We start from the raw sequence: 20,897 nt of genomic DNA on the forward strand, positions 1-20,897 counted from the left end.
GACGCTCCTGCACTGGACGGACGCACCACCTCACCTTCAGGGAGAGCCGTATGCGTCAGCCATCGCACCTCGCCGTGTCGTCCGTTGCCGTCCTCGCCGTCTGCGCGCTCGCCGCTCTCGGTTCGGCACCGGAAACCGGAGCGGTCGAACGGCCGGCCTCGGCCCCGCGCCCGGTGCAAGGCGCCGCTCCCGAACCCACCACGCTCCCCCTCCCCGAGTCGAAGCAGTCCACCGTGATCGCCCCCGGGGTGATCCAGACCTCGATCGTCCTCGGCCGGACGGACGCCGACGACGTCTGGACCGTCCACGTGAACCAGCCCTTGACCGCCGACCTCCCCTACAGCCGAGCCACCGCGGCCCTCGGCCCCCAGGAGCGCGCCGACCGGCTGGCCGCGGCCCTGCGGGCCAAGGGGCTCCGACCCCGGGTGGAACGAGTCCTCATCCCCGCCTTCGCCGACCACCCGGCCGGCACCCTGGGGTGGACCGTGCGGATCGGCCGGTACGCCGACCAGAGCGCGGCGACGGCGGCGCTCGCCCAGGTCCGGGCGGCCGGTTTCGCCGGGGACACGCGGTACACGGCGCAGGACGGTACGGACGGCGACGCCCTCCAGCGGGTGTTCGTCCTGGAGGTGGACTTCAAGCGGTTCACCGGCCGCCTGGCCAGTGACTTCGGGCCGAGCATCGACGTGCCCGAGAAGCTGCCCGATCTGGCGGCCGCCGCCGGGGCGCTCGCGGGCACGAATGCCCAGTGGTTCGGGGCCGGCGCGCCGCTCGGCCTGTACGTCAAGGACGGCCGGCTGCTGGGCGCGGCGACTCAGGGCCGCGGGGGCTTCAGGATCACGAATGGCGGGCGGCAACTGGACGTCGACACGTACACCACGCGGATCACGGTCAGGGCGGGCGGCTCGACGAGGGAGATCGACGGCGTCAACCGGATCCCCGGCGAGATCTGGAACTGCGGAGGCGTCGGCGGAGACCAGCCCACCCAGCACCCGCAGCACGACTTCAAGTGCACCGACGAGAGCGAGCTCGTCCGCTTCACCCCCGAATGGAGCACCCCGCCGACCGGAGCGGGCGCCGAGGTGGTCCTGGACCGCGACGACCGGGTGACGGCGGTGCACCGCACGCGCGGGGCCAAGCCGCCCGCGGGTGGCTCGACCCTCCAGGCGATCGGCGCGAGCGCCGAATGGCTGGTCTCACACGCGCGCCCCGGAGCCCGGCTGGGAATCACCCAGCGCGTCATGGACGGCGCCGGACACGACGTCCCGCTCACTCCGGACACCACGATCCTCCAGATCGGCCCGACGCTGGTCCGGGACGGGCGGATCGCGGTGAATGCCCTCGCCGACGGCATCATCCGCGAGGGGGACGACCAGACCTTCACCTACAACTGGGTGGTCCGCGGCAACCCGCGCTCCATGATCGGCGTCGACGGTCAGGGCCGGCTGCTGCTGGTCGTCGTGGACGGGCGCCGGGCCGGATGGAGCGAGGGCCTGGGCGTGGCCGCTGCCGCGAGACTGATGAAGTCCCTGGGCGCCCGGGAGGCGTTGAACCTCGACGGCGGTGGATCGAGCGTGATGGTCACCGCCGGGTCGGGCATCGTCAACCGCCCCTCGGACGCGACGGGTCCCAGGTCACTCGGCAACGTCCTGCTGCTGCACCGGACTGCAACCGGCCGCTGACGAGGGGGCGAGCGGCGCCCCGGGCAACCCCGGGTCTTCTCGTGGACCTCAGTTCAGTTCAGGGTGTCCACGGCCCGAGCATGTCCTTCATCGCATCCGTCATCGCAAGTTGCAGCAGCGGACCATAGGTGATCCGCCTGACACCCAGGCGGCGAAAGCGCTCAAGGTCGTGCTTGACGGGGTGGGCCGTGGAGTTCACGGGAATGGCGACGGCACCGGTCACCGCCTCGAGCAGTTCGTCGTCGTCCTGAATGCGCACCGGGTAGACGCTGTCGGCACCGGCGTGCTCCAGCGCCCGCAGTCGCTCGATCGCCTCGTGGAGGACGGCTCCGGGGTCCTGCGCGTGCGCGAAGACGTCGGTGCGCCCGTTGACCCAGACCGGGATCCCGGCGTCGTCAGCAGCCGCCCGCAGGCCGGCGACGTAGCGTGCGTGTTCCTGTGTGCCGCGTAGACGTCCGCCGTCCGAGTGGACGGTGTCCTCGATGTTGAGGCCGGCGCCGCCGACCTCGATGAGTCCGGCGATGAGATCCGCGGGCTCCTGTCCGTACCCTGCCTCCAGGTCCACCGAGACGGGGACGTCGACGGCCGCGATGATGGGCCGGACGGCGGCGAGCACCTCCTCGAAGGTCTGCCCCTCCTGGTCCTCCGCTCCCCGGGAGGCGGCGAGCGGATGACTGCCGACCGTCAGCGCGGGGAATCCGGCGTCGGCTGCCGTCCTCGCGGACCAGACGTCCCAGACGGTCGGCAGTACCAGCGGCGTGTACTCGGCGTGCAGTTGCTTGAGGCGTCGAGCGCGCTCGACTGTGGTGCGAAGGTCCATGCCGAGAACGCTACTCCCGCACCGCCACGCACAGCACGACTGCGGGTCCGCGGGCCTTCGGGGCGCCGGTGTCAGACGTTGGCGTAGCCGGGCCCCCCGGAAGGTGCCGCCTTGGCGGTAGCGACCTCGACTGCCGTTGCCTTGCGTGACTCTTCTCGGTTTTTGCGAATGAATTCCTTTCTATTGCATCCCTGTGCACAGCTCCATACGCTCTCCCGCGTCAGCGCTGCCGACGCCCCTCGCGCCGAACCACCCCCGCGGCAGCGGATGCGACGAACAGTCGGAGGAGATCCAGATGGGTGTCACGCGTCGCGCGGTTCTACAGGCCGTTACCGCCGCCGGGGTTACCGGAGTCACCGGAGTTGCCGGAGTCCTCGGAGCCTCCCAGACCGCGCTCGCCGACGGCGCACGCGCGGCGAGTGCGCCCGGCGATGTCGTCGGCAAGGTCACCGTGGGGTACCAGGGCTGGTTCGCGTGCGCCGGCGACGGCGCCCCCGTCAATGGCTGGTGGCACTGGGCCCAGAACTGGGGCCAGACCCCGTCCACGTCGAACAGGGGCATCGTGGCGTGGCCCGATGTCCGCGACTATCCGACCACGTACCGCACCGCTTTCGGGAACTTGGGCAACGGACAGCCCGCTTCGCTGTTCTCCTCCTACGACCAGTCGACCGTCGACGTGCACTTCCGCTGGATGAAGGAGTACGGCATCGACACCGCCGCACTCCAGCGCTTCAACCCCACCGGCGGCGAGGGGCCGACCCGCGATGCGATGGCGGGGAAGGTGCGCAGCGCGGCCGAGTCCCAGGGCGTCAAGTTCTACGTGATGTACGACGTTTCCGACTGGACGTCCATGCAGACGGACATCAAGGCCGACTGGGTGAACAAGATGCGCGCCCACACCGGCTCGCCCGCGTACGCCCGGCAGAACGGCAGGCCCGTGGTGTGCATCTGGGGCTTCGGCTTCAACGACAACCAGCGCCCGTTCACCCCGGACGCCTGCCTGGATGTCCTCAATTGGTTCAGGCAGCAGGGCTGTTATGTGATCGGCGGAGTACCGACCTGGTGGCGGACGGGAGACCGGGACTCGCGTCCCGGCTTCTCCGGGGTCTATCACGCCTTCGACATGCTCTCGCCGTGGATGGTCGGCCGGATCGGCAATGCCGGGGACGCCGACAACTTCTACAACGTCGCGACCGTGCCCGACCTCGCCGAATGCGCCGCACACGGCATCGACTACCAGCCGTGCGTACTTCCCGGCGGGGTGACCGAGCGGCAGCGCGCCCACGGCGACTTCATGTGGCGGCAGTTCTACAACATGGGCCGGGCCGGGGTCCCGAGTGCGTACATCTCCATGTTCGACGAGTACAACGAGGGCAACCAGATCGCCAAGACCGCCGAGTCCCCGCTGTGGGTGCCGACCGGATCGGGCCTCGCGGCCCTGGACGAGGACGGGACCGCCTGCTCGTCCGACTACTACCTGCGGCTGACGGGCGACGGCGCCAGGATGCTGAAGGGGCAGATCCCCCTCACCGCCGTCCGCCCGACCCCGCCGGTCGTCGGCGGGGACACGGCTGCGCCGACGACGCCCGGCAACCTTCACGCGACCGCCGTGACCGACACCACCGTGACGCTGGCCTGGACGGCGTCCACCGACGACATCGGCGTGACAGGTTACCGGATCCGCCGGATCACCGGCGCCGGCGCCACCCCGATCGGCACGGCCCCCGGGAGCTCCACCACGTTCACGGTGACCGGGCTCAACGCCTCGACGTCCTACACCTTCGACGTGCAGGCCCTCGATGCGGCAGGCTCCATATCCCAGCCGTCCGGGCAGGTGACCCAGACCACCGCCGCCGGCGGCTCCCCCACCGTCGACCTGGCCCTGAACCGGCCGACCGCCGAGAGCAGCCACACCCAGGTCTACGGATCGGGCAACGCCGTGGACGGCCAGGCGAACACGTACTGGGAGAGCGCCAACCATGCTTTCCCCCAATGGCTCCAGGTCGACCTGGGCAACACCGTCGGCGTACGCCGCATCGTCCTCGCCCTCCCTCCGGCCACCGCATGGGCCACCCGTACGCAGACCGTCGCCGTCCAGGGCAGCGCTGACGGCACCGCTTTCAGCCAACTGCTCGGCGCCTCGGCCCGCACCTTCGACCCGTCCACCGGGAACACCACCACCCTGGACCTCCCCGCAGGCACGGCAGCCCGCCACCTGCGTCTCGTCTTCACGTCCAATACGGGCTGGCCCGCCGGCCAGGTCGCCGAGTTCCGGGTGTACGGCGCCTGATCGCCGGGCGGTCCACAACGGGAGAGCCTGGGCGCCGGGTCGAGGTGGCCGGTAGCGTGGCAACTGCCTACACGAGGAGGGGACATGAGCCGACGCGAGAGCGCGGCCGAGGTGTTCGACGCGCTGGGTGAGCGGTACGAGGACCTGTTCGGGTCCGTGCCCGAGCAGTCGGAGGCCCTGGACTGGCTCGTGGGGCGGCTGCCCGCCGGAGCTCAGGTGCTGGACGTGGGCAGCGGAACCGGCCGGCCCACGGCCGAGGTGCTCGTCCGTGCCGGGCATGCCGTGACCGGGATCGACGTTTCGGCGGCCATGGTCGAGACGGCCCGCGCCCGGGTTCCGGGGGCGCGTTTCGAGCAGGCCGACGTGCGCACGTACGTCCCCCATACGGTCGGCTTCGACGCCGTGTGCTCCTTCTTCCCGCTCCTGGTCATGGACCAGTCGGACATCACGGCCGCGCTCGACCGGATGGCGTCCTGGATCGCGCCGGGCGGGTACCTCGTACTGGCCACGGTCCCGGGAGACATCCGGGGGCTGGACATCGAGTGGATGGGCCATCCGGTGACCGTCAGCAGCCTGTCCGCGGAGCAGCACCTGCGGCAACTGACGGCGGCCGGCCTCGAGGTGCTCCACCACCACACGTCGTCCTTCGTACCCGCGGATCCCCTCGCGGGGCCCGAGGAGCACTTCTTCTGTTACGCGACACGACCCGCGTGACCCGGAGCCTCACCGCGGAACCAGAGGTTCGGGCGCGCAGCGCGCGTGGGCGGTCTCCGAGCACTGCGGTCCGGCGCTGCGGTTCGCCCGCGCCGACCGCGCCGCCCGCGCCGCCCGCGCCGCCCGCGCCGCCCGAAAGGGTGGATTAGCCCCGGAACTGTGCGTACACCGGCACCGCACACCGCACTGTTCACCGGGGTGGAGACCGCGCAGGGGGATGCGGTCGGGGCCGGAAGCGGGGGTGCCGGATGGACGTGGGACGACCTCGGGGGCGATGGCGGGCTTCGTTGCGGGACCGTGCCGGCTACCGGTTCGACCGGACACTGGCCCGCAGCACCGGGACCCTGATGGGCTGGCTGGTGATCACCTGCCTGGCCGTCGTCGTCCCCGTGAGCACCCTGCTCGTGTGGACGGACCCCGGGTCCCCGCGCTCGCTGTCGGGCCGGTTGACCGCTGCCTGGCGAACCAGCGCCGAGACGCTGCGGCTGGGCGCCGTGACCGGAACACCGCTGCGCATGATGCTCGCCGCTCTGCTGGGGCTGGTGGCCCTGTTGTGCGTGTCGACGCTGGTCGGGGTGATCACCACGGGGCTGGCCGACCGGATGGCCGAGCTGAGCCGGGGGCGGTCCACCGTCCTGGAAGAGGGCCACATCGTGGTGCTCGGCTGGTCAGACCAGGCGGGCACGGTAGTGAGCGAGCTGGCCGCCGCTCAGGCCCCGGGCCGGCCGAGGGCCATCGTGCTGCTCGCCGACCGGGACAAGGCCGAGATGGAACGGGCGCTCGCCGCGCGCATGGGCCGGGGGCGGGGACGACCGCGTGTGATCTGCCGGAGCGGGCCCGCCAGTGATCCCGGTGTGCTCGCTCTGGTCAGCCCGCAGACGTCGAGCACCGTCCTGGTGCTGTCCTCGGACGAACCGGGCGCCGACGCGGAGGTTCTGCGGATCCTGCTGGCGCTGCGAGCGGTCCTCGGAACGGCCGCGGACGGGCCGCCGGTGCTGGCCTCGGTGCACGAGGACAGGTACCACGCAGCGGCGCGGCTGGCCGCCGGCCCGCGCGGAACGGTCCTGCGGACCGACACCGTCATGGCCCGGCTGATCGCCCAGTGCGTGGGCCGCCCCGGCCTCTCCCTCGTCCTGCGGGACCTGCTCGACTTCGCCGGATCCGAGTTCCATGTCGTCGATGCGACCCCCTTCCATGGCGGCCCCTTCGGTGCCGCGCTGCTGGGCTATGCGGACTCCTGCGTCATCGGGCTGCTCACCCCGGACGCCCGTACGGTACTGAGCCCGCCGGCCGGGACCCTCGTCGAACCGGGCAGCCACTTGATCGTCCTCTCCCGCGACGAGGACTCGGGGCGGCCGGAGGACTGCGAGCACCTCGTCGACCCGTCGGCGGTCAGTACGGCCGCGCCCCCTCCCGGGAAGGCCTCGCGGCTGCTCCTGCTCGGATGGAACCGCCGGGCACCCCTCGTGGTCGACCAGCTCCGCCGGATGGCCCGGCCCGGTTCCGTGCTCGATGTGGTCACGGACCTCGGCGTGCCCGGACCCCGGGCGTCGGTGCCGGAACCGGGACACGAGCCGGACCACGAGCCGGGGCAGGATCCGCCGCAGGATCCCATGTGGGAGCAGGGTGACGAGCGGCACCGGGAGCCGGGGCGCCGGCCGATCCCGGGACCGCACCACGATCCGCAGCGGGATGCTCCGGCTCCGCCTCCACTCGTCGTGCACTTCCGATCCGCGCCCCTGTCCCACCCCGAGGCCCTGCTGGGCCTCGACCTCTCCCGGTACGACGGACTGGTCGTCCTCGGCCCCGAACCGGGCGAGGGCCCCGACCGTCCCGACGACTGGACGCTCGTCACGCTGCTGGGACTGCGCCTTCTGGAAGAGAGCACCGCCCGGAAGCTGCGCGTGGTCACGGAACTCACGGACGACCGCAACCGGCCCCTGGCGCCGGTCGATCCCGGCTCCGACGTCATCGTCAGCGGCAACCTGTCCGGCCTGCTCATGGCGCAGATCACCCAGAACCGGCACCTCGCGCCCGTGTTCGGCGAGCTGTTCGCCGCCGACGGCAGCACGGTGCGACTGTGTCCTTCGGGGATTTACGTACGCCCGGGCAGCGAGGCGAGTTTCGCCACCGTCGTCGCCGCGGCCCGCGCACGGGGGGAATGCGCCATCGGGTACCGGCTGCACGAGCGGCATGCCCTGTCACCGGACCACGGCCTCCGGCTGAACCCGCACAAGGCCGAACGCCACTGTTGGAACTCCGAGGACGAGGTGATCGTGGTGTCGGCCGACCCCGCCGGGAGCAGCGTCCCCACGCCGAACCGGTCACGACCCGTCTCGGCAGGGTAGGAGCCACGCGACGTCCGGCACCCTTGGGGCCGGACCGGGGAACGATCCACGGACCAGGAGCCGTCGATCTCCACCCGTCTCTCCACCCCTGGGTCCAGGCGTCGCGAGCCGCCGCGCAGCAGGCTTGAGGGCATGACAACGACCGAGTGGATCACCGACATCGCCCTCCTGCTGATCGTCTTCCGGCAGCTTCGGGAAGGCCGTCTCGACCTCAAGTCCTTCCTGATCCCGCTGGGGATCGTCGCCTTCGTGGCCTACTCCTACCTGGACACCATCCCCACCGCCGGCAATGACCTGGTCCTCATCACGGTCCTGGTTGCCGTGGGCGCCGCGCTCGGCATCGCCGGCGGCGTCCACACCCGGGTCCGTACCGTCGGGGAGCACGTCCTGATCAAGGCCGGTGCGGTGGCGGCGGCCCTGTGGGTCGTGGGCATGGGAGCGCGGATGGGCTTCCAGCTGTGGGTCGAGCACGGCGGTGGCGCCGCCGATGTCGCCCGGTTCAGCGCCGCGCACCAGATCACCAGTGACAAGGCCTGGGTGGCGGCGTTCGTGCTGATGGCCCTCACCGAAGTGGTCACACGGCTGGCGACGATCTTCATCCGGAGCCGCAGCCTCACGGTGGCCCGCCCCGTGCCCGTGCTCGACCGTACGGTGTGACCGTGCAGTATGTTCTGCGCATGCCCCCGACGAACACCCCTCCGCCTCCGGGAACGGCACCGTCCCCGGGGGCGGAGGCCCGTCCGGTTCCCGGGCAGGACCCGAGGGTCCGGTGGGCACTGACCTTGGCGGTCGTCATCGTCGGAGCCGTGACGATCCGGCCCATGGGCTTCAGCGGCCGGGGGCTGGCCGTCTCCGTCCTCTTCGTGGTCAGCGCCGCCGCCCTGCTGGCCCGGGGCCTGCCCGAGAACGCGGCGACCCGGCGATGGGCCCCCGCCTGGCTGACCGGCGGTGTCATCGCCGCGGCCGCCCTGATCGGCGTAAGCAGCAGCGGCACGGGTTACCTCTTCGCGTTCTTCCTGGCCGGTCACATCGGACACCGGCTGGAGACCAAGTGGGCCCTGGCGCTCGCCGGACTCTGCAGCGCGCTCTGCGCCGGCGTCATCTATCTCGATCTCGGGGGACATCAGCCGCTGCCGTGGTTGCTCGGCCTGGCCACCGGCGCTCCGGTCCTGATCGGCATCCTCAACCGCAGCCAGCGCCAGGCGGTGCTGGCGGCGATCGCGGCGTCCGAGTCCGCCGAACGCGCCGCCCGTGCCGAGGCGCGGACGGCCGTGCTGAGCGAACGCGGCCGGATCGCCCGGGACGTGCACGACGTACTGGCTCACTCGCTGGCCGGGATCAACATGCAGCTGGAACTGACCGACGCGTTGATCGACACCGGTGACCTGGAGAAGGTCCGGGAAGCCAACGCCAAAGCCCACGCCCTGGTCAAAGAGAGCCTCAAGCAGGCGCAGTGGACCGTACACGCGCTGCGCGAGGACTCGCTGCCGCTGGTGGAGAGCTTGACCGCGATGGTCGAATCCTCAGGCCGCCATGCCGGCCTCACCGTCACCGGTACGGCCCGTGAACTCCCCACCCGAGTGACCCAGAACCTCCTGCGGATCGCCCAGGAGGCGCTGACCAACGCCGCCCGGCACGCGCCGGGGGGCGCCGTCGGTGTCGACCTGGGGTTCGCCGCCGCATCGACGACGCTGAGGATCCACAACGGCCCCGGCACACGCCCGGCGAACGCGGGGCCCGGCAGCGGGATGGGCCTGATCGGAATGCGCGAACGCGTCGCACTACTGAAGGGAACCGTCACCGCGGGCCCGGTCACCGAAGGCCCGGACCGGGGCGGATGGCACGTGGAGGCAGTGATCCCGGGATGAGCGAACCGACCGAGGAGCGTCACAGGTTGAGGGTGGTCGTCGCCGACGACCAGGCCGCCGTACGGGAGCCGCTCGCCGCGGTACTGGGCCTGGCCGAGGACATCGACGTCGTGGCGGCCGCCGCGGACGGGACGGAGGTGCTCGCGGCCGTCGCCGCCGGGCCGGTGGACGTCGTACTGATGGACCTGAGGATGCCGGTCATGGACGGGATCGAGACGACCCGTCGGCTGTGCGAGGAGTACCCGCAGGTGGCGGTGGTCGTGCTCACCACGTTCGCAGACGACGACTCGATCCTGGGCGCACTGGGTGCGGGAGCCCGCGGGTACCTGACGAAGAACGCGGGACGCAAGGACATCACCCGCGCCATCCGGGCGGCCGCCGCCGGTCAGTCCGTACTGGACCGCGAAGTACAGGACCGGTTGCTCGCCACCGTCAGGAACACGACCACGACCTCGACCACGGCCGCGCATGCCCCCGTGCCGGGATCCGCCCTGCCCGTGGACCTCACGCGCCGCGAACGCGAGGTCCTCGCGCTGATCGGCCAAGGTCTGCCCAACCGGGGAATCGCCGAGCAGCTCTTCATCAGCGAGGCCACCGTGAAGACCCACATCAACAACCTGTTCGCCAAGGCCGGCATCCAGGACCGGGCGGCCGCCGTCCGGCGGGCCATCGAAGCGGGCCTGGCCTGACACGATCAAAAGGCTCCTCCAAGGCTGCTCCGCGCATGCCTGCCTCCTTCACCGTCCGGGTGCGCGGCCACGACGACGCCCCGGCCCGGCCTTCGGGGGTGCCTGAGGTCAGGTACCGGCCTTGGGTACTTCGGCCCCTCCCCCGGCCTTGACCGCGTCGACGACTCGTTCGTGGAACGCGGCGAGACCGTGCGGTGGGAGTGAGGCGGGGCTACCGGTGAGGGTGTACCACTCCTGCGCCCCGGTGTACTGCACACGGACCCGGACGGTGTCGTGCGGCCCGGCTTCGGTCGTCAGAGTGACGTCGCCCGTGACCACGCCGACCTCGTCCGTCATCACCCCGCCGGGGCCCGCCTTCAGGTGCGCGGTCAGCACGACCGAGGTCCTCTCCGGGCCACCGCCGCGGCCGGGGGACTGACTCTCTGCGGGCAAGTGGGTGGTCATGAGGGGCAAGCCTCCAGCATTTCGGCGAGCTTCGCCTTCTCCATCTCGGCGAGGGGCAGCCAGTAGGGGTCGACCGGCCAGGTCCGGGCCGGAATGCGGATCGTCTGCCCCCATTCCGCGGGCCCAATCACAGACCCCTCACAGCTCCCCACAGCCAATTCCTCGATCAGGTTCGGGGCGCGACCCGCACGGGGGTGAGGCCGGGCCGGTCACTCGTTGGGATGGCTCGGGCGGTAGTCCGGGACTCCCAGGACGGGCGCTCAGCGCCTCGTCTCGTACCTGGTCAGGATCACACCGCAGGGAAGTGTCCGCGTCTCCACCAGGTTCAGGTTCACCCAGTTGTCCAGCGCGGCGAAGAACGGCGTACCGCCGCCCACCAGGACCGGCGCGGTGGCCAGCACGTACTCGTCAATCAGCCCGGCCCGCATGGCCGCCGCAGCGAGCGTCGCGCCGCCGATGTCCATCGGGCCGCCGTCCTCGGCCTTGAGCCTGGTGATCTCGGCGACCGCGTCGCCGGTGACCAGACGGGTGTTCCAGTCGACCGTGTCGATCGTCGAGGAGAACACCACCTTCGACATGTCCCGCCAGCGGCGCGCGAACTCGATCTCCGCCGGTGTGGCGCCCGGCTGCTGGTCGCCGGTCGGCCAGTGGGAACTCATCGTCTGCCACAGCTTGCGCCCGTACAGCGTCAGGTCGGTCGCCTGCAACTGGTCGGACCAATACTGGAACAGCTCGTCGCTCGGCACGCCCCAGCCGATGTCGTCGCCGGGCGCGGCGATGTAGCCGTCCAGGGACAGGTTCATGCCGTAGATCAGTTTCCGCATGGCGCCAGCCTTCCGTAAGTCGGTCTCAGTCGACGTGCAATCGGCGCCGAGGTGTCTCACACCTGGCAGGCCGAACACTGCGGGTCCATCGCAAGCATGCGCCCCCCCAGCGACAATCGGTGCGTGCCCAGATGGGGGATGTAGCGGGATGACCTGCTGGACTTCCTCCAGCCCGGGCTTGGTGACGTGCTTTCGGCTGAAGATGCGGGAGGAGAGCATCGGCTCCTCCCGCAGCACGGTGTGTGCTCCCTCGCCGCCGTCGACGGCTACGTCCCGTACGCCGGCGACCTCAACGAAGGGCTCCTCCCCCGCCGCCGTGACCTCCGCGTCCATCACATCGAGCGCCAGCATGACCGCGCGCACCGGGTGGACGTCACGTCGCCGAGGTGCCCGGCCGCACGGCCGGGCCAGAGCACCCACAGGCACGATCCTCCGGCCGGCGGTGGCTGTGAAAATCGCTGTCCGATCATCGGAGCACGGTGATAGACATCCGGCGTGGAAAAGAATCTTGAGTTCCCTGACCTGTTGCGACTGATCGATGAGCGGTCGACCGCCTTCCGCGCCGAAGTCGCCGCCGCGCCCGGTCTCGACGCGCAGGTGCCGACCTGCCCCGGGTGGACGCTCTTCGATCTGGTGAAGCACCTGGGTGGAGGAGACCGTTTCTGGGCCGCCATCGTCGCCGCGGGGCCTGCCGATGCTCCCCCGGCCGAGGCCGTCGCCGCACGCGCCGCGCTGGAAGTGCCTCAGGAGCGTGAGGCCTTGGTGGCCTGGCTGGACGCGTCGACGCAGCTTCTGCTGGGCGCCCTGCGGGCGGCGGGGCCGGAGAGCGGTTGCTGGACATGGTGGCCCGCGTCGCAGTCACCGCAGACCGCCGACGGCACCGCCCGGCACCGGGTCCAGGAGACCGCGGTGCACACCTACGACGCCCAGCTCGCCGGGGGCGCCCCGCAGCCGCTGCCGGTCGGGCTGGCACTCGACGGTGTGGAGGAGTTCCTGTTCACCGTCTGCGCAACGCCGAGTGCCTGGCCGCACAAGCCCACGGCCTTCGACTTCCACGCCGCCGAGAGCCGCTCCTGGCGCCTCACCGTCGACGGCGACGGCGCACGCACCACCCGCATCCCCGCGCCCACCGCCGCGACCGGCGAAGACTCCGACGCAGCCGGCGCCTCCGTCCACGGCACGGCCAGTGAACTGGTCCTCTACCTGTACGACCGGATCCAGGCCGACTCCTTGCACGTTGACGGAGACGCAGGGCTGCTCGACCTGCTCCGCGCCTGGGAGCCCGAGGAGAAGTAGGACGTAGCGGGGGCTGTTGGCCGCGCCTCGAGCCGGTAAGACACGAGTCTTCTCCAGGTCTGCCAGTCGCGGCACCGGGCTCAAACACCCCCGAGGCGGCCTCGGGGCGTCACCAAGGCGACCCTCTACCCGGATGGCAGTGCGAAATTGTCCGTCCCAGCGGTCACGAGATAGCGACGCGACTGCCGCCGTCCCGATCTCGTCGAGAAGTCAGTCGATCGGGGACCGCGGCGGCTGCCGTGCATGAGGGCAGGGCCTTTGGGTGGCCCAAAGAGTGTCGAAGCCAACGTGCGCTCCAGGGGGCCCTGTTGTCGCACCTCTACGGCAACGCGGGAGCGGGGTCCACTTCAGCCACTCTCGCGTTTGACTGTCTGGCTCACAGGTTTGGGAACGCCAGAAACCACGGGGCGCGAGCGTCGGTATCCCACCGGCATGTCGGACGCCGAGGGGGCAGTGGTCCGGCCACTGCCGCCGGTGCCGGGCTGGCTGCGGAGCGCGGGGCGGGGCGGGGCGGGGCGGGGCGGGCAACCGGAGGCTTACTGCCACCGCGCGATGCTGGACGCGATCCGCTACCTGGTCGACAACGGCACGAAGTGGCGGGCCATGCCTGCCGCCTTCCCACCGTGGGACCGGGGGGGCGCAACCACGATCTGGTCCGCGAGTGGACCGGTCTGGACTCGGAGCCGGGCGCGGGCGTGATCGACTCGCAGCCGGTCAAAGCGGACGCGGTCGTCGGCTCTGACAGCCGCGGCTTCGACGGCGGCAAGCTGATCAACAGACGCAAGCGGCACGTCGTGGTCGAGACCCTTCGCCTGCTGCTCGCGGTGATGGTCACCGCGAGCGGATGTGGGCGACCGCGCCGCGGCCCAGGTCCCGCTCACCCAGGTCACGGCCGCGCACCACCTGCCGGCCCTGGTCTGGGCCGACGGCGGATACACCGGCAACCTCGTCGAGCACTGCCCCGCGGCCCTCGCCCTGGTCCTCGCCATCGTCAAACGCAGCGACGACATGCGCGGCTTCGTCGTGCTGCCCAAGCGGTGGATCGTCGAGCGGTTATTCGGCCACCTGATGCGAAGTCGCCGTCTCGCGCGCGACTTCGAGCGTTCCATCGCCAGCGCGGAGGCGATGGTCTACTGGTCAGATGACGATGCTCATGACCCGCCGCGTTGCCCGGCCACGTCGGGCCGCGCCGGTTGCATACCGGGAGCCGGCAGACCCTCGGAGGCGGCGGGGCCGACCACGGCGGCGTTGCCCGCGGCCAGTACCTCGCCAACGCGTGAGCCGGCGATGACCCACTCGTTCCACTCCCGCTCAGCCAAGGCCAGCTCCGCCTGGAGGCGGTCGGCCTCCTCCCGCAGATCGTCGACACGACGGCGAGCGGTGAGCGGTGAGCTCACGCAGTTCCAGCAGTCCCACGACCGACGGCAGCCTCGACCTCCACCAAAGCAACGACACGACACCACGGAAGTACGCACACAGCACCCCCAGCGCCACCTTCATCACGAGCCCGGGTAGCCGTGGCTGGGCGGGCGGGTACTCCCGGTCGGGCAGCCCGGCCACCACGAACTCGCCCCTGCGCAAACCGCTCCGACGTATGGATCGGCAACCGCAAGACGGGTCCTCAGCGGTCGGTACGGTCGAGCACACCGAACTTGTATGTCGAGAAGGGCACCCGCCGGGTACGAGGCAGCGACACCTCCACCAACCGGCCATCGTGGATCATCCACAAGCCGAAACAGCTGTCGTCCTGGTCATGTACCAAGACCTGAACCGACCACGGATCCGGCCACGGCAGCGATTCCAGATACGGCAGCAACTTGGTCCATCTCTCGCCCTTGCCGAACTGGATTACCCACGCATAGCACCAGTCCGACGGGCCGCTCTCCCCACCGAACATGTTGTCGTCCACACGCCGAAAACACTCGTACCACCCCCTCTCGTCATCCCGCCGGGTAAGCGGCTCCATCAAGGCCTCCGCCCCACGCGCCAGGACAATGACCTCTGCATCTCTACTCATCAGGCCAGTATTTCAGCCGACCGCCCACGCAGAGCAGTGAGTTTCGCGCAGCCACTTTCCCCCCACCGCACCCTCGCGGCACAGGCCACGCGCCGAAGGCCCGCACGAGATGACACCCACCCATCACGTCCAAGCGCAGCGGGCAGCGACGCACTGTCCGGACGGGGTCTGATTCGCTGCCGCGGCTCCCGCGGCCGACCGGCCTCGCGGAACGGATCCCTGGGTGCGCTGGCCCCGTCTACCAAGCCGGGCGCGGATCCCGCAGTTCCTCCGGGGTCTGCTCGGGTAGCCATATGTGTCCAACGTCCGTGCGCCACAAGGAGCCGGTGTGGGGCGAGGCGCGAGCTCCTGCGTGGGCGGTGCCAGCTTGCGGAAGCGCTCGGAGGTCAGGAGCAGCCCTTCGTCGCCCGTCATGCCTCGGTCTGCCCCCACATGAGCCGAGCGCCGCCCGGACTGCTCCACTCGCCCGTTAGCACCGACTGATCAACGCGGGCCGCGTCTCCACCTGCATCGGCGCAAGCAACGCAGGCTCATGCCAACGCGGCGACAAGAGCCGTCTACCGCCTCGCTGAAGCGCTCATCCACATCCCCACCCCACACGCCGGCTGAACGCGCTCAGAATAGGAGGCAGGTCCAGACATCCTTACGGAACCGGACGTGGGGTTGTTGACCCGCGCCGCCTCAGCCTGCAGCCCGCCTCCAACAGAGCTCCACTTCACCGCCCTCTACACCGGCTGGATCCGCACCTACGCCGGCGAGTAAGAACCCGGCCGCGAACTCGCCGAAGCCGACTGGATCAACACCCTCCACGCCTTCACCCCCCGCCTCCAGCTCGGCGCCTGCGCGACCGGCACCCACCAGGAACCACCGATTCGCGTCCCCCCGCCGCCCGGCAGCGACGAGGCCTTCGACCTGTACCTGGCGGTCTCCGACACGACGACCGCTCCCCCCGCCCACCCGGCGGCCGCCGAACTCGGCCGCCGCGAAGCCGAGCTGAACGCGCCGCTGTAGGGCCCTGGACAGCAGGACCGCCCCGGGCCCGTTTTCCGGCATCCCGCAACGCATCGCCGATCAGCAGAGCGCGCGCCGCCCGTGGCGCAGGACCCCATGGAGGTACCCGAGATGGCCATCGCCCGCCTTCGGGGGCGGTGGCAGGCTGGAGGGAGGGGGCTGGAAGGGAGCAGCGATGCGTCCGATCTGGTCTGGTGCGATCTCTTTCGGCCTGGTCACTTCTCTGAACCAGTGACGTCCTTCCGTGGAGGAGGTCGGGAAACCTGTGGCGCATGCCTACCGTCCCGGGCCAGGATGCGGTTATGCGTGACGTCCGGAGTGATCCCGAGTTGCAGGAGCTGGTTCGACGGTTCGTTACGCCTGATCGCCGATACCTTCGGTTGGGCGGGAGCCTCCACCGGCTGAGCCCAGTCGAGCGTTCCGTGTTCCAACGGGATCTCGCCCAGGCTGCCTATGAGATCACTCCCGCGGAGCTCGGCGTCCTCTTCGAGGGTGGTTGGCGTGAGTGCAAGACTGCCGCCTGGCTGGTCGCTGTGGCCCACAGGACCGAGTTCCGCGATCTCATCGGCCGGCTCTTGCTCGCCAGTGGGGGCCCGTACGCGGGGGCACGGCGTACTGTGTCGCCCTCGCGAAGTTCGGCACCGCAGCGGATGCCGACCTGCTCGCCGCCTACCTCGATCGCTACCTGTTGCGCCCCGAACTCGACTACGACCAGCCGACCGTCCTCGGGACGCTCCTGTACCTCGACGGGGTTCTCGGTTCCGACTCCGCATCGCGCTTCATTGCCCCGGGAGGACCGTGGGACCGGTGGCTAGAAGTCAGGGTCGCGGCAGCCCTCGACCCCTACGACTGCCGGCAGGGCATCGAGCAACTCTGCGCCTTCGCCACCGAGACCGCTGAGACCTTGGGCCCGCGGATCCAAGGGCGCCGATCGTCATGATCGAGCGAGACATCATTCTCAACGAACTCGCCCAGGGTCTGCGCCCGATGTCACAGGGCATTGAGTGGTTCGACGCGCAGGACTCGCAGGAGCAGTACAGGGTGCTCCTGTTCCTGCGCGAGCACTGCATACAGGCCCGCGCCGTTACCGAAGACGGATCGGAGAGCATCCGCCGCTCCGGGCTGCGCCCGACGCACACGCCCGCGGTGCTGGTCACCCGCGGCCAGATCAAGCAACAGCTTCAGAAGATCATCGACCTCACACCTGTCGATGAACGCCGAAAGGCGTTCCGGCTGCTGGTCGCGGTCCTCGCGGTCGCGGACGAACGGCGCCGAGCACGCTTCTGCTCAGGTGGATGCGGTCACTGGTGGCACAGCCTGCCCCTGGCTGGCGGGTGATAACGAGTCCCCGCGCCGTTGTTTCCGGTCCCGTGGCTTCATAGGCAGCCGGACGGTGTGGCTGCAGCGCCCATGCGCGCGAATCGTTGGCCTCAACCGATGACCGAACTCAGGGTCCCGGCCTGCGTCACCAGCAGGCCAGCTACCGCCTTCACGTCGCCCTCGACGCCCCGGTGGAGGTCTTGGAGGCGATCAACGTGGTCCTGCCGTCCGGGCTGGTCGTGCCGGACATCGTCGTCGCGGACGCGGGTGCCACCGCTGAGGACGGCGTCAGCATCGACGCCGAAGCCGTCCAGCTGATCGTCGGGCTCGTCTCCCCCGCAACAAGACCATGGACCGCAAGTTCAAGCCCATGCTCTACGCCGAGGCCGGCATTCAGCACTACTGGCGCCTCGAGTTCGACCCCGCCCCGCGCCTGATCGTCAGCGAGCTCGCCGACGGCCGGTACACCGAGAAGACGATCGCTCTGCCCGGTGCGACCACTCGCGTCGAGGCTCCGTTCGTCTTCGAGATCGACCCGGCCGGACTGACCGAGCCCAAGCGGCGCATCTGAGGCCGAAGCGGACGGGGCCGCGAGGGCGAAGCGCTAGGCCGGTGCCGGATGGAAGCGGAGCGTGGCCGGGGCGTGGGGTCAGGCGGCCTTGCTCAGCTTCTTCCAGTCGTCGTAGCCGATGCTCCAGTCGGCGTATCCGTTGCCGGGGCCGTCCACGTTCTTGATGGCTTCCCGCCCCTTGATCGTGATCAGGTCGCCGAGGATGGTGTTGTCGAAGAGCCACTTCGAGTCGGCCGGGGTCATGCCGATGCAGCCGGCGCTGTGGTTGGTGTTGCCGACGTACTTCTGCGCCTCGGGAACCCCTTCGTGGAGGTAGCCGCCGGTGTCGGTCACCCGCATGCCCCAGTTGACCACCACGTCGTAGTCCACCGGCCCGCGCACGGACGCGGAGGTCATGTGAACCTTCGGTTCCCGGGTCTTGAGTGCGTAGGTGCCCAGTCGGGACTGGCGGCCCTTGACGGGCTGCCCGCCGGACATGGGGATGGACTTCACCACCTTGCCGTCGCGCTCGACGATGAGCCGGTGGGTGTCGAGGTCGGCGGTCAGCTGCTGGTCACGGCCGATCTTGAACGTGCGGTCCAGGTCCCGGTCGAAGTGCGCACCGCCGGGGTCGACCGTGGTGAGCGTGCCCTTGACCGTGACGTCCGTACCGGGCTTCCAGGGGTCCTTGGGACGCCAGTCCAGGCGGTCGTGGCCCGAGGGCGTGGTGACCCAGCCCCAGGAACCCTCGGTCGGGTTCGACGCGGTGACCGTCAGCGCCTTCTCCACCGCGGCCTTGTCCTCGACCGGCTTCTTGAACTGCAAGGACACCGGTTGACCGGTGCCCACGGTCTTCCCTGCCCCCGGGACCAGGTCGAAGTCCAGTACGGCTCCGGTGGTCACCTTCTGCGGTACGGCCGCCTGCGGCGCCGCGGCGTGCACACCCGCCACGTCGGCGGACCCCTTCGAGTCGTCCGCCCGACCCGTGTCCCCGCCGGAGCCGCAGGCCGTGAGGAGCAACAGCCCGGCGACGGCGGCGAACAGCGGGACCGCGGGGCGACCGCGGCTCGGGGCGGAAGCGGCCGGGGTTTCCTGGGGGCGAACACGCATCATGGGGGGACTGCTCTTCTCTGGAAAGGGCTGGCTGGTACAGCTGTGAGGACGGCCGCCCGCAGACGGCCGGTTCTTATCTGCTGATGACCGTTGTGTGACAAACCGCAGGGCCGCCTCGTCGCGCATCCTCCGGGCCGGAAGCCGGGTCCCCGCTCATGGCTTGGGCAGGCGGTTCACGTCGATGACGGGGGTGCTGTCGGGCAGCAGGAGGGGCAGGGCTAGCCACAGGGCGATGAGGACCACGGCGGCGGAGTGGAGCGAAGCGCCCCCTGGCCGGGGTACCGAGGAACTCGGCAGCACCATGGTCCCGCCGAGGCAGGCGAGAAGGGTGTAGTCGAAGTCGCCCGGAATATCGAGGGCGCCCTCCCAGAAGTAACAACTCACCGTGTGTGGTCACCGAGGCCTGCGGTGCCTGGAGCCGGTACGGCCTTGGCTACCACACGTGCTGATAGGAGCGACGTGGCTGCTCTGGTGGGCCAAGCTCCCGCGACCGGCCCGATGTCAGTCACAGGTGGCAGGCTCTGCCTCTATGAACAAGCTGCAGTTCTGGCAGCTCATTGAGGCAGCCCGCAAGCAGGGGTCCGACCCGGACGACGGCGAAGCGGTCGCTCGCGAGGCGACCTCGCTGCTGGCCTCCCGGCCGGTCGAGGAGATCGTCGCCGCTGAGCAGGTGCTGTGGGACCTGATGGTCGACTCCTACACCAATCCCCTATGGGCCGCTGCTTACACCGCCAACGGTGGGTGCTCTGACGACGGCTTCGACTACTTCCGCGGCTGGCTGATCGCACAGGGCCGTGACGTCTTCGAGCGCGTGGTCGCTGATCCCGATGCCCTGGCAGACCTGCCCGCTGTGCAGGCCTCCGCGGCCAGCGGCGTCGATCTGGAGGCCGAGAGCGTACTGGTCGTCGCCTGGCACGCGCACATCGCGGCGACCGGTGATCAGCTCCCCACGAGTCCACGCACCATCCGCTTCCCGGAGCTGGACCCCACCTGGAACTTCGATTTCGATGACCGCGACGAGATGACGCGCAGGCTGCCCCGCTTGGCAGCTCTCTATCCGGAGTAGGCGGAAGGTCGCAGTCACAAGAGTCGTTCGTACGTCGTCCGCAGCCTAGGACCCCGCACTACGGACGGTCAGGCAGGCATCGGGACTGCCGTGTTCCCACCTGTGGGGCCAGGCCGAAGTAATGCGATGCCCTGCGATGAAGCACCGTGCCACAGGCACAGCATGTCCAACGACATCGCCTATCCCGTGTTCCGCACCCCCGACCTCGGGCTCGCCCTGAGCACCGTCCGCCGCCTCACGGAGTTCGGCCGCCGCGAATACTCTGAGGTCTCCGTGTCCGCAGAACTCTGCTCCGTCGCCGAGGTGCGGCGGGTGGCGGAGGATCTGCCCGGGGGGTGGTTCCGAGGGCAGGCGGAGTACGGGGAGTTCGATGGGGTGCCTTTCCAAGAGCAGCCCGTGCTGGTCTTCGGCGCCCAAGCGCCAGGCCTGCCGGCCGAACCGTCCGCGTACGAAGGACGGCTGCCGGTCGAGTGCTCGCTTCTCGACCAGCCGGTCGGCAGCATCGAGGACGCCTTCTCGGCAACGATCGGCCCGAACATCGGCGCGGTCCGATGGACAAGCCTGTGCTGGCCGGACGTGCCCGCGGCGGAATTCGTCGGCGAGTCCGAGCACACCGCGGTGACGCTCCTCCTCAACAGCCGTACCCGCCATCTCGACCAGTCGGCCGAGGACCACACGGTCCTCGGCCACATCCGAAGCGCAGTGTTCAACGGCCGCCAGACGCAGGAGCCGTATGCGCACTGGCTCGCCGCGCAGGTGGGGCTCACGATCATCGGGCCAGGACAGCGGTTGTGAAGCAGGCCGCGGCCACCCAGGAGGGTTTCGGTGACGGCCGTCGTCTCCCC

General features: G+C 70.3%; 22 protein-coding genes and 2 pseudogenes. 16 read left to right on the forward strand and 8 right to left on the reverse strand.

The window, feature by feature from the left end; all coding sequences use genetic code 11:
• Positions 1-50 precede the first annotated feature (50 nt).
• Positions 51-1,682: a phosphodiester glycosidase family protein gene (locus tag ACFYM0_RS03100; protein WP_388495975.1), complete on the forward strand. Its 1,632-nt coding sequence runs from the start codon at positions 51-53 to the stop codon at positions 1,680-1,682.
• Between the two features lie 58 nt (positions 1,683-1,740).
• Here the strand turns inward: ACFYM0_RS03100 and ACFYM0_RS03105 are convergent, their stop codons facing one another.
• The gene (locus ACFYM0_RS03105) at positions 1,741-2,502 is read right to left on the reverse strand and encodes an isocitrate lyase/phosphoenolpyruvate mutase family protein (RefSeq protein ID WP_388495977.1); all 762 of its coding nucleotides are present in this window, start codon (positions 2,500-2,502) and stop codon (positions 1,741-1,743) included.
• A 295-nt stretch (positions 2,503-2,797) separates the two neighbouring features.
• Here ACFYM0_RS03105 and ACFYM0_RS03110 point away from each other — a divergent pair, with 295 nt between their 5' ends.
• From ACFYM0_RS03110 to ACFYM0_RS03135, 6 genes are all read left to right on the forward strand, one after another.
• Positions 2,798-4,792: a discoidin domain-containing protein gene (locus ACFYM0_RS03110; RefSeq protein ID WP_388495979.1), complete on the forward strand. Its 1,995-nt coding sequence runs from the start codon at positions 2,798-2,800 to the stop codon at positions 4,790-4,792.
• Positions 4,793-4,876: 84 nt separating this feature from the next.
• Positions 4,877-5,506, forward strand: coding sequence for a class I SAM-dependent methyltransferase (locus tag ACFYM0_RS03115; RefSeq protein ID WP_388495980.1), 630 nt, complete (start codon positions 4,877-4,879; stop codon positions 5,504-5,506).
• A 248-nt stretch (positions 5,507-5,754) separates the two neighbouring features.
• A complete protein-coding gene (locus ACFYM0_RS03120) occupies positions 5,755-7,854 on the forward strand; it encodes an NAD-binding lipoprotein (protein ID WP_388495981.1) in 2,100 nt (699 codons plus the stop codon).
• Between the two features lie 132 nt (positions 7,855-7,986).
• Complete coding sequence (locus ACFYM0_RS03125) at positions 7,987-8,511, forward strand: hypothetical protein (RefSeq protein WP_388495982.1); 525 nt, start codon at positions 7,987-7,989, stop codon at positions 8,509-8,511.
• A gap of 20 nt (positions 8,512-8,531) precedes the next feature.
• Entirely contained in the window at positions 8,532-9,722 is a 1,191-nt protein-coding gene (locus tag ACFYM0_RS03130; RefSeq protein WP_388495983.1) for a sensor histidine kinase, read from the forward strand.
• A complete protein-coding gene (locus ACFYM0_RS03135) occupies positions 9,719-10,411 on the forward strand; it encodes a response regulator (protein WP_388495984.1) in 693 nt (230 codons plus the stop codon). Before ACFYM0_RS03130 ends, ACFYM0_RS03135 begins: the two co-directional genes overlap by 4 nt.
• A 108-nt stretch (positions 10,412-10,519) precedes the next feature.
• On the opposite strand, the gene ACFYM0_RS03140 is transcribed toward ACFYM0_RS03135, so the two are convergent.
• From ACFYM0_RS03140 to ACFYM0_RS03150, 3 genes are all read right to left on the reverse strand, one after another.
• Complete coding sequence (locus ACFYM0_RS03140; protein ID WP_388495986.1) at positions 10,520-10,855, reverse strand: hypothetical protein; 336 nt, start codon at positions 10,853-10,855, stop codon at positions 10,520-10,522.
• The gene (locus ACFYM0_RS03145; RefSeq protein ID WP_388495988.1) at positions 10,852-10,986 is read right to left on the reverse strand and encodes a hypothetical protein; all 135 of its coding nucleotides are present in this window, start codon (positions 10,984-10,986) and stop codon (positions 10,852-10,854) included. The genes ACFYM0_RS03140 and ACFYM0_RS03145 overlap by 4 nt, the downstream gene beginning before the upstream one ends.
• 129 nt (positions 10,987-11,115) lie before the next feature.
• Positions 11,116-11,679, reverse strand: a complete 564-nt coding sequence (locus ACFYM0_RS03150) for a dihydrofolate reductase family protein (protein ID WP_388495989.1) — start codon at positions 11,677-11,679, stop codon at positions 11,116-11,118.
• Positions 11,680-12,174: 495 nt separating this feature from the next.
• Here ACFYM0_RS03150 and ACFYM0_RS03155 point away from each other — a divergent pair, with 495 nt between their 5' ends.
• The 3 genes and pseudogenes from ACFYM0_RS03155 to ACFYM0_RS03165 form a co-directional block, all read left to right on the forward strand.
• A complete protein-coding gene (locus ACFYM0_RS03155; RefSeq protein ID WP_388495990.1) occupies positions 12,175-12,975 on the forward strand; it encodes a maleylpyruvate isomerase family mycothiol-dependent enzyme in 801 nt (266 codons plus the stop codon).
• Between the two features lie 432 nt (positions 12,976-13,407).
• Complete coding sequence (locus ACFYM0_RS03160; RefSeq protein ID WP_388495992.1) at positions 13,408-13,674, forward strand: transposase; 267 nt, start codon at positions 13,408-13,410, stop codon at positions 13,672-13,674.
• A gap of 147 nt (positions 13,675-13,821) precedes the next feature.
• Positions 13,822-14,040 (forward strand): annotated as a pseudogene (locus ACFYM0_RS03165) (transposase); the annotation flags it as partial.
• A gap of 86 nt (positions 14,041-14,126) precedes the next feature.
• On the opposite strand, the gene ACFYM0_RS03170 reads toward ACFYM0_RS03165, so the two are convergent.
• Positions 14,127-14,372 carry a hypothetical protein gene (locus ACFYM0_RS03170; protein WP_388496754.1) on the reverse strand — a complete coding sequence of 82 codons (246 nt, stop codon included), beginning with the start codon at positions 14,370-14,372 and terminating at the stop codon, positions 14,127-14,129.
• A gap of 224 nt (positions 14,373-14,596) precedes the next feature.
• The gene (locus tag ACFYM0_RS03175) at positions 14,597-14,992 is read right to left on the reverse strand and encodes a hypothetical protein (RefSeq protein WP_388495993.1); all 396 of its coding nucleotides are present in this window, start codon (positions 14,990-14,992) and stop codon (positions 14,597-14,599) included.
• A gap of 1,313 nt (positions 14,993-16,305) precedes the next feature.
• On the opposite strand from ACFYM0_RS03175, the pseudogene ACFYM0_RS03180 reads away from it, so the two are divergent.
• From ACFYM0_RS03180 to ACFYM0_RS03195, 4 genes and pseudogenes are all read left to right on the forward strand, one after another.
• Positions 16,306-16,542: pseudogene (locus ACFYM0_RS03180) on the forward strand (DUF6000 family protein); the annotation flags it as partial.
• The gene (locus ACFYM0_RS03185; protein ID WP_388495994.1) at positions 16,509-16,943 is read left to right on the forward strand and encodes a DUF6000 family protein; all 435 of its coding nucleotides are present in this window, start codon (positions 16,509-16,511) and stop codon (positions 16,941-16,943) included. The pseudogene ACFYM0_RS03180 and the gene ACFYM0_RS03185, both read left to right, overlap by 34 nt.
• Entirely contained in the window at positions 16,940-17,341 is a 402-nt protein-coding gene (locus ACFYM0_RS03190; RefSeq protein WP_388495996.1) for a DUF5958 family protein, read from the forward strand. The genes ACFYM0_RS03185 and ACFYM0_RS03190 overlap by 4 nt, the downstream gene beginning before the upstream one ends.
• A 331-nt stretch (positions 17,342-17,672) precedes the next feature.
• On the forward strand, positions 17,673-17,894 hold the full coding sequence (locus ACFYM0_RS03195; RefSeq protein WP_388495997.1) for a hypothetical protein: 222 nt from the start codon (positions 17,673-17,675) through the stop codon (positions 17,892-17,894).
• A 78-nt stretch (positions 17,895-17,972) separates the two neighbouring features.
• Here the strand turns inward: ACFYM0_RS03195 and ACFYM0_RS03200 are convergent, their stop codons facing one another.
• Together ACFYM0_RS03200 and ACFYM0_RS03205 are read right to left on the reverse strand one after the other, a co-directional pair.
• Positions 17,973-18,986: a L,D-transpeptidase gene (locus ACFYM0_RS03200; RefSeq protein WP_388495998.1), complete on the reverse strand. Its 1,014-nt coding sequence runs from the start codon at positions 18,984-18,986 to the stop codon at positions 17,973-17,975.
• 153 nt (positions 18,987-19,139) lie between these two features.
• Positions 19,140-19,370: a hypothetical protein gene (locus ACFYM0_RS03205; RefSeq protein WP_388496000.1), complete on the reverse strand. Its 231-nt coding sequence runs from the start codon at positions 19,368-19,370 to the stop codon at positions 19,140-19,142.
• A 145-nt stretch (positions 19,371-19,515) separates the two neighbouring features.
• Between ACFYM0_RS03205 and ACFYM0_RS03210 the strand changes: the two genes are divergently transcribed.
• Both ACFYM0_RS03210 and ACFYM0_RS03215 read left to right on the forward strand, forming a co-directional pair.
• Entirely contained in the window at positions 19,516-20,052 is a 537-nt protein-coding gene (locus tag ACFYM0_RS03210; RefSeq protein ID WP_388496001.1) for a DUF4240 domain-containing protein, read from the forward strand.
• 162 nt (positions 20,053-20,214) lie between these two features.
• A complete protein-coding gene (locus ACFYM0_RS03215; RefSeq protein ID WP_388496002.1) occupies positions 20,215-20,847 on the forward strand; it encodes a hypothetical protein in 633 nt (210 codons plus the stop codon).
• Positions 20,848-20,897: the final 50 nt, after the last annotated feature.

This window comes from Streptomyces sp. NPDC006487 (assembly GCF_042870555.1).
In the GTDB taxonomy this organism is placed as follows: Bacteria; Actinomycetota; Actinomycetes; order Streptomycetales; family Streptomycetaceae; genus Streptomyces.

Coding starts and splice junctions, on each gene's coding strand:
- ACFYM0_RS03100 (WP_388495975.1), top strand. CDS start 51: ATGCGTCAGCCATCGCACCTCGCCGTGTCGTCCGTTGCCGTCCTCGCC.
- ACFYM0_RS03105 (WP_388495977.1), bottom strand. CDS start 2,502: ATGGACCTTCGCACCACAGTCGAGCGCGCTCGACGCCTCAAGCAACTG.
- ACFYM0_RS03110 (WP_388495979.1), top strand. CDS start 2,798: ATGGGTGTCACGCGTCGCGCGGTTCTACAGGCCGTTACCGCCGCCGGG.
- ACFYM0_RS03115 (WP_388495980.1), top strand. CDS start 4,877: ATGAGCCGACGCGAGAGCGCGGCCGAGGTGTTCGACGCGCTGGGTGAG.
- ACFYM0_RS03120 (WP_388495981.1), top strand. CDS start 5,755: ATGGACGTGGGACGACCTCGGGGGCGATGGCGGGCTTCGTTGCGGGAC.
- ACFYM0_RS03125 (WP_388495982.1), top strand. CDS start 7,987: ATGACAACGACCGAGTGGATCACCGACATCGCCCTCCTGCTGATCGTC.
- ACFYM0_RS03130 (WP_388495983.1), top strand. CDS start 8,532: ATGCCCCCGACGAACACCCCTCCGCCTCCGGGAACGGCACCGTCCCCG.
- ACFYM0_RS03135 (WP_388495984.1), top strand. CDS start 9,719: ATGAGCGAACCGACCGAGGAGCGTCACAGGTTGAGGGTGGTCGTCGCC.
- ACFYM0_RS03140 (WP_388495986.1), bottom strand. CDS start 10,855: ATGACCACCCACTTGCCCGCAGAGAGTCAGTCCCCCGGCCGCGGCGGT.
- ACFYM0_RS03150 (WP_388495989.1), bottom strand. CDS start 11,679: ATGCGGAAACTGATCTACGGCATGAACCTGTCCCTGGACGGCTACATC.
- ACFYM0_RS03160 (WP_388495992.1), top strand. CDS start 13,408: ATGTCGGACGCCGAGGGGGCAGTGGTCCGGCCACTGCCGCCGGTGCCG.
- ACFYM0_RS03175 (WP_388495993.1), bottom strand. CDS start 14,992: ATGAGTAGAGATGCAGAGGTCATTGTCCTGGCGCGTGGGGCGGAGGCC.
- ACFYM0_RS03190 (WP_388495996.1), top strand. CDS start 16,940: ATGATCGAGCGAGACATCATTCTCAACGAACTCGCCCAGGGTCTGCGC.
- ACFYM0_RS03195 (WP_388495997.1), top strand. CDS start 17,673: ATGGACCGCAAGTTCAAGCCCATGCTCTACGCCGAGGCCGGCATTCAG.
- ACFYM0_RS03200 (WP_388495998.1), bottom strand. CDS start 18,986: ATGATGCGTGTTCGCCCCCAGGAAACCCCGGCCGCTTCCGCCCCGAGC.
- ACFYM0_RS03210 (WP_388496001.1), top strand. CDS start 19,516: ATGAACAAGCTGCAGTTCTGGCAGCTCATTGAGGCAGCCCGCAAGCAG.
- ACFYM0_RS03215 (WP_388496002.1), top strand. CDS start 20,215: ATGTCCAACGACATCGCCTATCCCGTGTTCCGCACCCCCGACCTCGGG.